This is a genomic window from Geothrix oryzae, from assembly GCF_030295385.1.
In the GTDB taxonomy this organism is placed as follows: domain Bacteria; phylum Acidobacteriota; class Holophagae; order Holophagales; family Holophagaceae; genus Geothrix; species Geothrix oryzae.
Genome location: NZ_AP027079.1, coordinates 2,542,536 through 2,556,645 on the forward strand (window position 1 = coordinate 2,542,536; position 14,110 = coordinate 2,556,645).

12 protein-coding genes are annotated in these 14,110 nt (G+C 69.7%); 5 read left to right on the forward strand and 7 right to left on the reverse strand.

The features are described from left to right. Window positions 1–15: 15 nt before the first annotated feature. From surE to QUD34_RS11680, 3 genes are read left to right on the forward strand one after another with little or no spacing between them, the layout of a single operon-like run. Complete coding sequence (gene surE, locus QUD34_RS11670; RefSeq protein ID WP_286353880.1) at window positions 16–765, forward strand: 5'/3'-nucleotidase SurE; 750 nt, start codon at window positions 16–18, stop codon at window positions 763–765. Window positions 766–767: 2 nt separating this feature from the next. Beyond that, window positions 768–1,040, forward strand: a complete 273-nt coding sequence (locus QUD34_RS11675) for an acylphosphatase (RefSeq protein ID WP_286353881.1) — start codon at window positions 768–770, stop codon at window positions 1,038–1,040. Window positions 1,041–1,042: 2 nt separating this feature from the next. Next, window positions 1,043–1,567, forward strand: coding sequence for an adenine phosphoribosyltransferase (locus QUD34_RS11680; protein ID WP_286353882.1), 525 nt, complete (start codon window positions 1,043–1,045; stop codon window positions 1,565–1,567). On the opposite strand, the gene QUD34_RS11685 is transcribed toward QUD34_RS11680, so the two are convergent. From QUD34_RS11685 to QUD34_RS11695, 3 genes are all read right to left on the reverse strand, one after another. Then, window positions 1,548–2,483 (reverse strand): NAD-dependent epimerase/dehydratase family protein, encoded by a 936-nt coding sequence (locus QUD34_RS11685; protein WP_286353883.1) that lies wholly within the window; start codon window positions 2,481–2,483, stop codon window positions 1,548–1,550. The two genes, QUD34_RS11680 and QUD34_RS11685, sit on opposite strands and share 20 nt — an antisense overlap. Before the next feature lie 254 nt (window positions 2,484–2,737). Next, a complete protein-coding gene (locus tag QUD34_RS11690; protein WP_286353884.1) occupies window positions 2,738–5,578 on the reverse strand; it encodes a DNA/RNA non-specific endonuclease in 2,841 nt (946 codons plus the stop codon). A 288-nt stretch (window positions 5,579–5,866) separates the two neighbouring features. After that, window positions 5,867–7,948, reverse strand: coding sequence for a sensor histidine kinase (locus QUD34_RS11695; protein WP_286353885.1), 2,082 nt, complete (start codon window positions 7,946–7,948; stop codon window positions 5,867–5,869). Window positions 7,949–7,997: 49 nt separating this feature from the next. On the opposite strand from QUD34_RS11695, the gene QUD34_RS11700 reads away from it, so the two are divergent. Then, on the forward strand, window positions 7,998–9,257 hold the full coding sequence (locus QUD34_RS11700; protein ID WP_286353886.1) for a DNA methyltransferase: 1,260 nt from the start codon (window positions 7,998–8,000) through the stop codon (window positions 9,255–9,257). 75 nt (window positions 9,258–9,332) lie between these two features. Here QUD34_RS11700 and QUD34_RS11705 read toward each other — a convergent pair whose 3' ends face one another. The 4 genes from QUD34_RS11705 to QUD34_RS11720 form a co-directional block, all read right to left on the reverse strand. Next, window positions 9,333–9,959, reverse strand: a complete 627-nt coding sequence (locus QUD34_RS11705; protein ID WP_286353887.1) for an OmpW/AlkL family protein — start codon at window positions 9,957–9,959, stop codon at window positions 9,333–9,335. A gap of 101 nt (window positions 9,960–10,060) precedes the next feature. Then, window positions 10,061–11,086: a cytochrome d ubiquinol oxidase subunit II gene (cydB, locus tag QUD34_RS11710; RefSeq protein ID WP_286353888.1), complete on the reverse strand. Its 1,026-nt coding sequence runs from the start codon at window positions 11,084–11,086 to the stop codon at window positions 10,061–10,063. An 11-nt stretch (window positions 11,087–11,097) separates the two neighbouring features. Further along, on the reverse strand, window positions 11,098–12,417 hold the full coding sequence (locus QUD34_RS11715) for a cytochrome ubiquinol oxidase subunit I (protein WP_286353889.1): 1,320 nt from the start codon (window positions 12,415–12,417) through the stop codon (window positions 11,098–11,100). Window positions 12,418–12,460: 43 nt separating this feature from the next. After that, entirely contained in the window at window positions 12,461–12,937 is a 477-nt protein-coding gene (locus tag QUD34_RS11720; protein WP_286353890.1) for an RrF2 family transcriptional regulator, read from the reverse strand. Window positions 12,938–13,249: 312 nt separating this feature from the next. Here QUD34_RS11720 and QUD34_RS11725 point away from each other — a divergent pair, with 312 nt between their 5' ends. Next, window positions 13,250–14,098 carry a sugar diacid recognition domain-containing protein gene (locus QUD34_RS11725; RefSeq protein WP_286353891.1) on the forward strand — a complete coding sequence of 283 codons (849 nt, stop codon included), beginning with the start codon at window positions 13,250–13,252 and terminating at the stop codon, window positions 14,096–14,098. Window positions 14,099–14,110 lie beyond the last annotated feature (12 nt).

A 14,110-nucleotide genomic window follows, 5' to 3' on the forward strand; every position in this document is an offset into this window, starting at 1 on the left:
CGATACACTGATTGCATGTCCGAACGCCTGATCCTGCTCACCAACGACGATGGCCTCTGGGCCCCCGGCCTGTCGGCGCTCGCCCGGGCGGCCGCCCGCTTCGGCCGCGTGGTCACCGTGGCCCCGGACCGCAACCGCTCGGCCATCTCCTCGGCCCTCAGCCTCCACAACATCCTCCGCCTGCATGAGATCGGCCCCGACCGCCACGCCTGCGACGGCACGCCCGTGGACTGCGTCCTGCTGGGCGTCTGCGAGGTGCTCGACCGCAAGCCGGACTGGGTGCTGTCCGGCATCAACCACGGGTTCAACCTGGGGGAGGATGTCTTCTACTCGGGCACCGTGGGCGCCGCCTTCGAGGGCCGCCTCCAGGGCGCGCGGGCCGCGGCCTTCTCCATCCACCCCTCGGGCTCGCTGGAGCAGGCCGAGCCCTGGATCGGGCGCTTCCTCGAGCGCTGGGAGACCATGGATCTCCCCAGCAACCGCATCTGGAATGTGAACTTCCCGAAGGGCGAACCCAAGGGCTTCCGCCTCACGAGCCAGGACAGCCGCGCCTACCACGACCTGGTGGAGCGGCGCACCGACCCCCGCAACACGCCCTATTTCTGGATCGGCGGCGACGCGGGCCCCACCTACGCCAAGGCCCCCGGCAGCGATGCCGGCGCCGTGTTCGAGGGCTTCGCCAGCGTGACGCCGCTGCGGCTCGACCTCGGCTGCCCGGAAACCCTGGCGCGGCAGGCCGACTTCGATTCGGCGTTCAACGGGTAGCGATGCGGATCGCCTTTCGCGTGCACGGGGCGGTCCAGGGCGTGGGCTACCGCCGCTTCGCCGCCCGGGAGGCCCAGGCCCTGGACCTGGCGGGCTGGGTGCGCAACGAGGCGGACGGCTCGGTGGCCGGGGAGGCCGAAGGTCCGGAGGCCGCCCTGGCCGCCTTCCGGGCGCGCCTGGCCCAGGGTCCGGCCTTCGCCGCCGTGGGACGGCTGGACTGGGGCGCCCTAGATGTGCGATCCTCCCTTCCCCATCCTTTTGAGATCTACAGGTAGCCATGTCCCTTTCCGCCCCCCTTGCCTCCTATGTCCGCGATGTGCCGGATTTCCCGAAAGCGGGGATCCTCTTCCGCGACATCACGCCCCTGCTGTCCAACGCCGAGGCCTTCGGCGTGGCCGTGGAGGCCATGGCCCAGCCCGTGCTCACCCTCCAGCCCACCCATGTGCTCGGCCTGGAATCGCGCGGCTTCATCTTCGGCAGCGCCCTGGCCCAGAAGCTGGGCGTGGGCTTCGTGCCCGCCCGCAAGCCCGGCAAGCTGCCCATGCCCACCCACAAGGAGGGCTACGGCCTGGAGTACGGCACCGATGCCCTGGAGATCCACACGGATGCCTTCGGCCCCGGCGACCGCGTGCTCATCGTGGACGATGTCATGGCCACCGGCGGCACGGCGGCGGCGGCCCAGCGCCTGGTGCAGCGCACCGGCGCCCAGCCCGTGGCCCTCACCGTGTTCATCGAGCTGACCTCCCTGCCCGGCCGCGAAAAGGTCGAAGGGCTGCCCGTCTTCAGCGTGCTGCGGTACTGATCAGCCCCATCTGCCGCAGGCTTTCGCGCACGCCGGCTTCGGGGTCCGCGTAGCGCAGGGTCACGCCCAGGTTCTCCACCAGGCGCCGGTTGAGCACCCTCCGGGAAGCCAGGAGGAAGGCCAGCATGCCGGGGCTCAGCTCGCGGCGCGCCTCCTCCAGGGTCACCCGGCGCGGCGCAGGGAGCCCCGCCAGCCGCGCCACCAGCTCCAGGAAGGCCCCGATGCTGCGGGGGTCCCCGTCCGTCACATTGACCGGCCCGGCGACGGGCCGGTCCAGGGCCGCCAGGCAGGCCGCCACCAAATCCTCCACCTGGATCCGGTTGCCGGGCCCCGAATCTTCGGGCCGCAAAACCGGCTCGCCGCTCCGCAGCCGCTCCAGGGGCAGGCGGCCCGGCCCGTAGATCCCGGCCACGCGCAGCGCCACGGAGCGGACGCCGCGCTCGGCGCCCCAGGCGAAGGCCGCCTGCTCCGCCGCCAGGCGGCGACGGCCGGCCGCATCCCCGGGCACCGGCGGCGTGGCCTCGTCCACGGCCCGGCCTTGCGCGTCGCCATAGACCCCGGTGGTGCTCAGGTAGACCAGCACCTTGGGCCGGGCCCCGCCCAACCCCGCCAGGAAGCGCTGGAACCGGGGATCGCCCTCTCCGTGTCCGGGGGGCGGCGCCAGGTACAGCACGGATTCCAGATCCCGGGGGACCTCGAAGGCTCCGGGAGCGTCCAGGTCCAGGGCCCGGGCCAGAGCCTGGGCCTGGAGGTCCGCATAGGCCAGCTCGGCCGTCAGGGCGGCGGCGGAAGTCGGCGACCGCACCAGGGCCAGCACCGGGCCCCGCGCCACTAGGCGCCGCGCCAGCCGGACCCCGGTGTAGCCGCACCCCGCGATGAGGCAGGTGCCCGTCGATGCCGGCTGCCGGTTCTCCATGGGGCCAGCATACCCCGCGATTTGGGATCCCCCGGGGCCACTCCCGGAAGTCGCCCCGTGAGAGGCTGTCCCTCTCCTCGCAAGCCTCCGCCGGAGTTCCCGTGACCCCGCTCGTCAAGATGGTGCTGCTGACCTGGCTGGTGCTGGGGCCCGTGGGACTGTGGCTGCGCCGGCGCTCCCGGCACGGAAGTTGAGGGAATGGGTGACGGCGAGCGGGATCCTGAGGACCCCGCTCGCCGATGAACCCGGTGCGATCAGTACCCCTGGATCCGGAAGTCGTCCAGATTGAACCGAGTGGTGGTGCCGCCGACTTTCCGGAACTCGAACCGGATGGGGCCCGGCTGGTTCAGGGCGAAGACCGCAGGCGAGAGCGCCGTCGTGCTGCTCGTGACGGCCGGGCCGGCCAGAGTCCAGGTGCTTCCGCTGTCCACCGAGTAGTACAGCTCCCAGGTGGAATTGGCGTCCGTTCCGTACTTCGCGTGGTTGACGGACACCGTCTGGGCCCCCTTCGGCCAGTCGAAGGCCATGGTCACGACGCCGTTGCGCACCCGGATGCTCTTGAGGTCGCTCTTCGGATCGCTGGCGCTGGTGCCGACCAGCGCGTCGGCCAAGGTCCAGACACCGGAGGCAAAGGTCACATTGGCGGCGGCGTAGGCCGTCTTGGTCCCGGCCTCGAAAGTTTCGACCAGGGTGTTCGTGGCCGCGGCCTTGACCGTGAGGAGAAAGGTCCGTGTCGAGGTCGCGCCATCTCCATCCGTGAGCGTGACGGTGACGGTCGCCGTCCCCTCCTGGCCCGCCGCGGGGGCGAGCCTCAGGGTGACGGCGCCCGAGGCGTTGGTGGTCTGGATGCCGCTGGTCGGCAGCAGCGTCGCGTTGTCGGAGACAGCCGCCACCTTGACCAGGCCAGCCAGGGTGCGGTCGTCGACCACCGTGAAGGCCACTGTGAGAGCCTGCCCCGTGGTGGCGGCCTGATTTTCCAGCACGGCCGGCGCCGTGGTGGGCGCCTCATTGCTGGAGGCCGGCGGAATGACGCGGATCACCCGGGTGAGGGTGTTGCTGGTGCCCAGGTCATCGCTGGCGGTGAAGGTCGCCTGGAAGGAACCCGCGCTCGCGTACTGGTGGGCCGTCGAGAACCCCGTGCTGCTGGGGCTGGCGTCTCCGAAGGTCCAGGACGCCGCGGCGATGGCCGTGCCTGCCGAGGCGCCGGGGGTGGCTGCGCCTTCGAAGATCACCGTGCTGCCCACCTCGACGGTGGTGTCATAGCTGGGCTGGATCATGTGGACATTGGGCCCGGTGGCCTGCTCAAAGGGGACCTTCCAACCGCGCACATCCACGGTGGCCTTCCAGGTGGGGATGTCCAGGTCCGGAGCGACCGCGGCCAGCTGGGGGAAGAAATTGAGCCCCGTCAGCGACTCGATCCGAGCCACCGAGGTCACATACCCCGTCAGGGTGGCGGTGCTGTTCGCCAGGCCCCAGGTGTTGGGCAGCAGGAGGGCGAGTACTTCGGGGTGTCCGGGGGTCTTCTCGTGGAGGACGATCTTGTAGCAGGCCTCGGGGATCGCGATCCGGAGTCCCGGCGTGACTTTGGAGTTCCACCAGGTCGGGGTGACCGGAAACACGGACCCCGTGTAGACCCAGACCCGCCCCTTGAAAGAGGTCAGGCCGTTGGTGGCGCCCCCCTGGGTGCCGCCGATGGCATCCTCCAGCTTCTGCCAGGTCTGCTGGTTGAACTGGGATATCTGGGGGACGAGATTGCTCATGATCGTGGCGTCGTCGCCCGCCACCGGGGTGTAGCGGTAGGAGACATCGGCCCGAGGCACCTGATGGCCGCGGTCATAGCTGTCGGGGAACCCCGCGCCGCCCGTGTAGATTCCGGTGTAGTCATCCTTGCCGACCTGGGGGGCTTCCAGGCGGCCGTCCGCCTTATAGTCCGCCGTCGAATTCGGGTACGGGGACTTCACGGGGAAATTCACATAGGCCGTCCACACGGGGTTCTTCAGGGTCTCGTCATAGCCCAGCCGGAAGGCCCCGTTGGGGAACTGGACGGGATCCACATGGAGGGAGGGCAGCACCGTCAGGGGTCGGCTCGGCACCGGAATGGGATCACCGGCGTAAGTGGGCGCGGGGACCGAGGCCAGAGCCTGGACCGGCCCGCTCTCGGTGCCGAGGTTCCCTTCGCTCACGGACACGGAATAGGTGTCCGCGTTCAGCGCGAACTCGGTGGAGGGCACGGTGTAGGAAGCCGAGGTCGCCCCGTCGAGAAGCGCACCGTTCTTCTTCCAGGCGTAGGCCAGGGATCCCCCGTTGTTCGCCCGGGCCGTCACAGTGAAGGTCACGGCGTCGGGGGGCCGGACCGTCTGCGTCTTGGGTTGCACCAGGATGGTGGGGGGAAGGTTCACCTTGAGGATCGCCGGCAGCGAGGTGATCGAGGCGACCGTGCCGTTCAGAAGGCTGGAGACCACCGCCTCGTAGCTGCCCGCATCCGCCGCAGCGGTGGCCGCCAGACTGAAGGTGGCAGCGGTCGCGCCAGGGATCGGAGCCCCGTCCTTCCGCCACTGGTAACCCAGGGCTGCGCCCCCTTCGGCGCCCGCGGCCACCGTGAAGGTCACACCCATCCCCTGGTCGACGGTCTGGGACACGGGCTGCAGCGTGATCGTCGGCGGAAAGTTGACCGTCAGGACCGCAGGGTCGCTGGTGACGCTGCCGGTGGGATTGCGCACGGTGACGGCATAGGCCCCGGCGTGCTGGGCTTCGGTCGCCGGAATCAGGTAGTTGGGCGCGTCCTGGCCGACCCGCCGCCCGTCCTTCCACCACTGATAATGGAGCCGCCGGGGCTTTCCCTCAGCCACGACCGTGAAGACGGCCGGTTCTCCCAACACCTTCGTCTGGCTGAGGGGCTGGGAGAGAATCTTGATGTGCGAGGCTTTATGGGTCTGATTCCCCCGGGCGGACGGGGGAGCCTGCTCGTCTCCGGCCCCTCGCTCGGAGCGTTCAGAGGACGGGAGGGGGTGGGCCTGGGCCCAGGGGGTGAGGGCGAGACCGCCCAGCAGGGCCAGGCAGAGCGCCCGGCGCCCGAGGCGCAAGTGGATCGTCATGGATTCTCCAGGGTTGGGTTGGACCGCTTCCGCCCGTTCATGCGCATCGGGCTCGGGCGTCGTGAGGGGGCTTGGCGCGGTGTCTGGTGCGGGGAGGAGCGCGGTCGGATCCCGGTGGCATCCGGCCCGAGGGCCCTCTCTCGATGGAACGGGCCTCCTCCCGGCCGCGGTTGGTTCAGGCAACTGGAGCCATGCTCAGGGGCGTCGATCACGCCCTGATGTCAGCGCTGTGAATTCTTGTCTCCGGCACGCATGGACAGGCTGTTGCCCCTGGCCGCTTCCCGCCGCTCAGGCTTTCGGGCCCTTCGGCAGCCACAGGTTGAACCGGCTGCCCTGCCCCAGCGGCTGGTAATCCGCGTCGCCGCCGTGATCCTGGGCGATGCGGCGCACGATGGCCAGGCCCAGGCCCGTGCCCTTCCGCTTGGTGGAGAAGTAGGGCTCGAAGAGGCGCTCGCGGTCGCCTTCCGGCACCCCCGTGCCGTCATCCTCCACGCTGAAGCGCAGACCTTCGGTTTCGGGGTCCACCGTGAGCGACAGGGCCACCGACCCCTTGCCGTCCACGGCGGCCACCGCGTTGTCCACCAGGTTGATGAGGGCCCGCTTCACCATGTCGCCATCCCACAGGACGCCCGGCGACTCCGGCGGGCAGTTCAGGGTCCAGCGGATCTCCGGCTGGTTCGGCTCGTAGAGGGCCAGCACCTGCCGCAGGATCTCGGCGGGATCGCAGGGCGCGAACTGGGGCACGGGCAGGCGGGCGAAGCGGCTGAAACTGTCCACCAGGCGCGAGAGGCTGGCCACCTCCGCCAGGATCGTTTCGGCGCCCTCCTGCACGGCCTCGGGATCCAGGCGGCCCTCGCGGGAACGGCGAAGCAGGCGCTGGGCCGTGAGCTGGATGGGCGTGAGCGGGTTCTTCACTTCGTGGGCCATGCGCCGGGCCACTTCCTGCCAGGCGGCGCGCTTCTCCGCCTGGGCCAGCAGGGACAGGTCCTCCAGCACCGCCAGGACGCCGCCGCCCTGGAGCGGCTCGAAGATCGCGCGCACGGGGCGGCCCTCGCCTTCGCCGCCCAGGCGCAGCTCCTCCTGCGCGCCGCGCCCGGACAGGCGCACCGCGGCCAGCAGCTCGGGCAGGCGGCCCAGGCGGGGCAGCGATTCCACGGTCGCCCAGCGGGCCTCCGTGGGGTCGAAGGTCTCCAGGCCCAGCCAGCTGCGGGCCGCGGCATTGAAGGTGCGCAGCTCGCCGTCCGCCCGCCAGCTCATGACGCCCACGGGCAGGGCCGCCAGCAGCTGGTCCAGGTAGGCCCGCTGCTGCTCCAGCCGGCCGGCCTGCGCCACGATGGCCGCCCGGTTGGCCTTGAGGTCCCGGATCATGGCGTTGAAGGTCCGGGCCAGGAAGGCCAGCTCGTCCTCGCCCAGCTCGGGCAGCTGCACCTCCAGGTCGCCGCTGCCCACGCGCTGGGCGGCCTTGGCCAGGGCGCGGATGGGCTCGCTCAGCGACTTCGCCAGGGCGAGGCCCGACCACACGGCGAAGAAGAGCGTCAGCATGGTGAGGAACAGGAAGGTGTTCTGCGGCAGCGTCTCCAGGGTGTCCTTGGCGGCGCGCATCTGCTGGCTCTCGCGGAAGCGCTGCTCCAGGGCCAGCACCCGGTTCAGGGTCTCCCGCGGCATGAAGACGCCCACCACCCAGACGCCGTCGCCCCGGGGCACCACCCGCAGCAGCCACAGCCCCTCGGTGGCCTCCTGCGCGGCCTCGGTTCCCGGGACCTGAAGGTTCGGCGGCGGCAGGCCGGCACCCAGGTCCAGGGCCTTCACGCCCTCCCCGCCGCGGGCGCCGAGGTAGGCCACCAGGTCGAGGCCCGAGGCCGTGCGGATGCTGGCGGCGTCCGCCGAGGGCGAGGCCAGCAGGCGCTCGGCGCCGAAGTCCACCCGGGCCTTGGCGGCGGCGCGGAGGTCCCCCGCCACCAGCTGGCCGTCCCGGATCGAGATTTCCGTCTCCGGGCTGAACCAGCGCTCCACATTCTTGTTGATGAAGTTCTGCCCCACGAGGAAGAGGATCAGGCTCGGCACGAGGCACACGCTGAAGATGGTCAGCACCAGGCGCGTGCGCAGGCGGGCGCCCAGGATGCCGCTGCGGCGCTCGAAGTAGAGCTTGGCCACGCTGCGGGCCACGATGAAGAGCAGCGCCCCGATGGCGAGCACATTGGCCAGGCCCAGCGCCAGCAGCGCCCACCGCGAGGGCGCGTCCAGCCCGCCCTCCGCCACCCGGTTGCCCACGGCCTTGTAGGCCAGGATGGTCATGATGATCAGGACGGCCAGCCCCACGGCCACATAGAGGCGCGTCAGCTCGGGGTGGCGCTTGGGGGCGGGGTTCATCTCCCCAGCAGGCTATCCTGATTGGCCACTGAAAGGCAGGCGCAAGCGGATGACGGGAGACGGTGAGGAGGCAGTGCGGCGGAGCTTCCTGGCGGGCTTCATCCCCGACAGCGGTCTGCCTGTCTTTGCCCCCTCCCCGCCCGAAGAGGCCTGGGATTCTGTGCCGGCCGAAGGCCAGGCCTATCCCCGGCTCTCTCTGGAATTCTGGACCTCGAAGCAGCGCCAGGCCGCCAACCTGCATGAAATTTCTTACCGCGCCTGCTACAAGCCCCAGCTGCCCCGGCACTTCATCGAGCGCCTCACCCAGCCCGGCGACCGCGTCTATGATCCCTTCAGCGGCCGCGGCACCACGGCCCTGGAGGCCGCCCTGCTGGGACGCCGGGTCGCCGCCAACGATGTGAACCCGCTGTCCCGGATGTTGGCGGAACCGCGCCTGACGCCGCCGGATCCCATGGCCGTGGCCAAACGCCTGGAGGCCATCCCACGCACGGGTGCGGAGGATGGGCTGGACCTCGGCATGTTCTTCCATCCCGACACCGCCGCCGAGATCCGGGGCCTTCGCCACTGGTGCCTGGATCGCGCGGCCAGCGGCGGGCTGGATGCTCTCGACACCTGGATCCGCATGGTGGCCACCAATCGCCTCACAGGCCACAGCCCGGGATTCTTCTCCGTCTACACGCTGCCCCCCAACCAGGCGCTCACGGCAGAGAAGCAGCGCCAGATCAATCTCCAGCGCGACCAGACCCCGCCCTACCGCGACACCCACGCCCTCATCCTGCGGAAGACCCGGCAGCTGCTCACGCGCCTGGAGCCCGCCCAGCGGCGGAACCTGGCCGCTGCCGCCCTGGATGCCCGCTTCCTCACCGGGGATGCCCGCCAGACCCGGGAGCTGCCGGAGGCCTCAGTGGCCCTCACCGTCACCTCCCCACCCTTCCTGGATGTGGTGGACTACGCCGGTGACAACTGGCTGCGCTGCTGGTTCAACGGCCTGGATGCCCAGGCCATCAGCCAGAGCATCAGCACCCCCCGCTCGGTGGAGGCCTGGTCCGAGGCCATGGCCGAGGTCTTCATGGAACTGCACCGCCTCACCCGGCCCGGCGGCTTCGTGGCCTTCGAGGTGGGCGAGATCCGCGGCGGGAAGGTCAAGCTGGACGAGGTCGTGCTGCCCCTGGGCCTGCGGGCGGGCTTCCGCGCCCACGGCGTGCTGGTGAACAGCCAGGTCTTCACCAAGACCGCGCACATCTGGGGCGTGGGCAACAACGCCAAGGGCACCAACAGCAACCGCATCGTCCTGTTCGAGCGGGCCTGACCCCATCCGCCGGGAAACCGAAGTGGCCCGGGTGCGACTTGACCGCGCCCGGGCTTGCCCCGTCATCGGGTGGGATCAGAACCGGTAGCCGACTCCCACGCCGAAGAGGAACGGGTCGACCTTCACCCCGGTGACCTTGGCCCCGGCAGCGGTCTTCACATCGCTGCGAATCTGCGCGTACTTCACATCGACATTGATGAAGCACTGCCGGGCCACCTTGAAATCCACCCCCACCTGGGCCGCAGGACCCACGCTCGTCTTGTCCAGATCCAGGGCGCCGTCCGCCAGCTTCACATCCGAGATCAGGGTGAGGTTCAGGCCCAGGCCCACATAGGGATCCACCGTCTGGCCCGGGAGGAAGTGCCACTGGGCCGTGAGGGTGGGAGGCAGCTCCTTGAAGGTGCCGATCTTCGCCCCGCCCAGGGTGACATCGTGCTTCTGGGGCACGGTGAGCACCAGCTCCGCGGCGAGGTTCTTCGTGAAGAAGTAGCTGATGTCCACCTCCGGGATGGTCTTCGAGCTGACATGGATGGCATCCGCCGGCAGCCCGGCGGCCGCGTCGGACTTGTCGGCGGGCTGGAGGGAGACGGCGCGCAGGCGCACCATCCACGGACTTTCCTGGCGCGGGCCCTCCTGGGCCTGGAGCGGGGCAGAGCTCAGCAGTCCGGCGGCCAGGGCCACCGGCAGGACGAAGGACTTCATGGGACATCTCCTTGGCATCGCCCCGGAAGCGGGGCATGGGACACAAAGGCCCCCCACCCCACCATGGGGCGGGGAGCCGGTTCACGCGCGATGGATTCAGGTCAGTACGCGGGTCCGCGAGAGATGCTCTCGGCCGTCACCGTGTCCCGGAAGGTCAGGTACACCCACAGCTGGTAGCCGATCACCACGGGCAGGAAGCAGAGCACCACGCCCAGCATGATCTTGAGCGTCAGGGGGCTGGAGGCGGCGTTGAAGGCCGTCACCGAGGCCGCGGGGTCCAGGCTGGAGGGCAGCAGGTTCGGGAAGAGCCCCGCCACGCCGAAGAGCACCGCGCCCAGGATGAGAGCCGAGGAGGCGAACCAGGCCTTCCACCAAGCGCCCTGCGCCGCGAAGACCCGCGTCAGCAGTAGGCCCGCCACGGCCAGCAGGGGCAGGACGAGGAGGGCGGGCTTGGCCAGCACATTCTGCCAGAGCCGCGTGCTGAACCAGGTCAGGGCCAGGAAGGCCACGGCCGCGACGGCCTCGACCAGCCAGAGGGATGTGGCCATGCGGCCGGCCCGGGCCTGAAGCTCGCCCTCGGTGCGGGTGGTCAGCCACAGGGCGCCGTGGACCGCGAAGATCAGCACGAAGAGCGCGCCGCCCAGCAGGCCGTAGGGGTTGAGCAGCGTGAACAGGTTGCCGTGGAAGAGGCCCGCGGCGTCCAGGGGCAGGCCCTTGAAGATGTTGGCGAAGGCCACCCCCAGCAGCAGCGCGGGTAGGAAGGAGCCCACGACGAGGCAGGCGTCCCAGGTGGCGCGCCAGCGGGCGCTGTCCACCTTGCCCCGGAACTCGAAGGCCACGCCCCGCAGGATCAGCGCGAAGAGCAGCAGCATCAGCGGCGTGTAGAGGCCCGAGAACATGATGGCGTAGGCCCTCGGGAAGGCCGCGAAGGTCACGCCGCCCGCCGTGATGAGCCACACCTCGTTGCCATCCCAGAAAGGCCCCATGGCGTTCACGAGGATGCGCTTCTCGGTCTCGTCCTTCGCCAGGAAGGGAAACAGCGTGCCCAGGCCCAGGTCGAAGCCGTCGAGCATGAAGTAGACGGCCCAGGCCACGCCCCAGATCACGAACCAGATGGATTCCAGCATGGTCGCCTCCCTCACTTCGCGGCCGCGGCGGCGGCATCAGGGCCCTTGCGGGCGAATGTGAACAGCAGGTAGAAGTCCACGGCGCCCAGCAGCGCATAGACCAGGAAGAAGGCCGCCAGCGAGGTCCCCACCTGCGAGGCCGCCAGGGGCGAGGCCGCGTCCGAGGTCTTCATCAGGCCGTAGACGATCCAGGGCTGCCGGCCCAGCTCCGCGATGGTCCAGCCCAGCTCGTTGGCCAGGTAGGGCAGCGGGATGAGCCAGGGCAGCACCTTCAGGAACCGCGTCTGGTCTTCAATGCGGTCGCGCTTCAGCCAGGCCCAGAAGCCCAGCGCCAGGAAGAGCACGCCCAGGCCCACCATGGCGCGGAAGCTCAGAAACACAGGCAGCACCGGGGGCCGCTCCGAGGCGGGGTAGTCCTTCAGGCCCTTCACCTCGCCGCCGGCCGAGTAGGTGGCCAGCAGGCTGAGGCCGCTGGGCACGGAGAGCGACTGCACGGCGTTGCGCTCGTTGGCCGCGTCGGGCCAGGCCAGCAGGTGCATGGGTACATTCCGGCCGGTCTCCCAGTGGGCCTCCATGGCCGCCAGCTTGGTGGGCTGGGTGGTGCTGAGGATCTCGGCGTTCATGTGGCCCTGGGCCATCTCGAAGAGGGCGAAGATCAGCGTCCAGGCCGCCGCCAGGCGGAAGGACTTCTTGAAGAAGGTGGTCTCGCGCTTGCGGATCAGGTGCCAGGCCGAGATGCCCAGCACGAAGAAGCCCGCGGTGAGGTAGGCGCCGCCCAGGGTGTGGATGAACTCGAGGATGGCGAAGCGCTGGGTGATGACGGCGAAGAAGTCCGCCAGCTCGGCGCGGCCGTTCCGCAGCACGAAACCCGTGGGGTGCTGCATCCAGGCGTTGGCCACGAGGATCCAGAAGGCCGACAGGTTCGAGGCGATGGCCACGAGCCAGATGGCGGTGACATGGGCCTTCTTCGACAGCTTCTCCCAGCCGAAGTGCCACACGGCGATGAAGGTGGACTCCAGGAAGAAGGCCGCCGTGGCCTCGATGGCCAGCAGCGAGCCGAAGATGTCGCCCACATAGGCCGAGTAGCGCGACCAGTTCGTGCCGAACTGGAACTCCAGCGTCAGGCCCGTCACCACGCCCACGGCGAAGTTGATGAGGAAGAGCTTCCCCCAGAACTTCGCCATGCGCTTGTAGTCCTCGTCACCCGAGCGCACATACTGCGTCTCCATGAGGGCGACGAGCATGGAGAGGCCCAGGGTCAGGGGCACGAACAGGAAGTGGAAGTAGGTCGCCACCGCGAATTGCAGGCGCGACAAGGTCAAGGCGTCCACGGACTCCTCCTACAGGTCTGGGTTGGGGATGGGGCTTAGGGGATCAGGAACAGCTCGACGCCGCCTGGGTCCTGAGCGCCGAGTGGCAGCGCAGGTGGGCGGCGAGGTGGGTCTCCGGGGAGCGGGCCAGCGCATCGAAGCGCACGCCGGCCAGGTGGGTCTCCAGGGTGCGGGCGGCCTCGGCCCAGGCCGCCTGGATGGGGCAGCCGTGGGCCAGCGGGCAGTGGTGATGGCCGTCCAGGCACTGGTTGAGGACGATGGGGCCTTCCAGGGCGGTCACCACATCCAGGAGGGAGATCTCCGACGCGGGGCGGGCCAGGGCGATGCCGCCTCCCGTGCCCCGGGTCGTCTGGAGGATGCCCGCCTTGGCCAGGCCGCCGATGAGGCGGCGGACGAAGGGCGCGGGGAGGAGGCGGGCCTCGGCGATCTCCGCGATGGAGGCCCGCGTCCCCTCCGGCAGCGAGGCCAGGTGGAGCACCAGCCGCGCCGCGTAATCCGTCTGTCTGGAGATGCCGATCATGGGGCCTCGAAGGTGACTGCGGAGATAACATTACCTCAAGAGTCACCTTGGTCAATACCCTTGAGTCATCAATTTAAGGGACCTATTTGTAGCCTGAATCCCGGGGATCGGCCCCTCGCCCCCGCGCCGATCGGGTCGAGACGAAGGGCCGCGGCCGAGGCGGGCGGGATGCGGGTCCGAAAGGCCAGCCAGGCCAAGGCTAATCGCACGGGCCGAGCTGGACGATGGGGTGTCCTGGGGCCCGCCCCGTGGATGGCATGGCGTCCGTCCAGCGATGAGGATGGGAACTGGCGCTCGGGGAGGACGGCACCGATGGATCGGGACATCGCGAACAAGATCATTGATTTCATCTACACCGCCACGGGCATGAACTCGATCGTCTGCGATGTGGAGGGGACCATCGTCGCCGCCAAGATCAAGTCCCGGGTCGGCGACCTGCACGCCGGCGCGCGGAAGATGCTGCAGGAGAACCTGCCCCACATCATCATCACGGCGGCCGAAGAGGAGGCCTCGGGCGGGACCGTCCGGGCGGGCATCAACCTCCCCATCCGCCACAACGACGAGCTGATCGGCTCCATCGGCATCCCCGGCGACCCCGAGAAGACGCTGCTGGTCACCAAGATGGCCTCGGGCCTGTTCTCGAAGGAGCTCCGCGAGCGCGAGCTGCTGAGCCTGCTGCTGGGCCACGCGGCGCAGATGGACAGCGCCATCACCACCATCGTGTCCACGGTGGAGCAGGTGAACGCCTCCCAGGCGAAGGTCTCCAGCATGGTCGACGAGGTGGAGCAGCTGGTTCAGGCCTCCTTCGAGGACATCAAGACCACCGGCGAGGTGGTGGAGACCATCCAGTCCATCGCCAGCAACACCCAGATGCTCGGCCTGAACGCGGCCATCGAGGCGGCCCACGCCAAGGAGGCCGGCCGGGGCTTCGCCATCGTGGCCGAGGCCGTGCGGAAGCTGTCCGACCAGTCCAGCGCCTCCGTCGAGGACATCAAGGTCACCCAGGCGCACCTGAACGAATCCATGGGCCGCGTGGTGGACTTCTCGAAGGACCTGACCACCCAGACCCACGAGCAGACCAGCGCGACCAATGCCATCGCCGACATGGTGCTGGACCTGAAGAAGATCAGCGAGGCCCTGATGGCCATGACCCAGTCCTGAACCGGGTCTCCG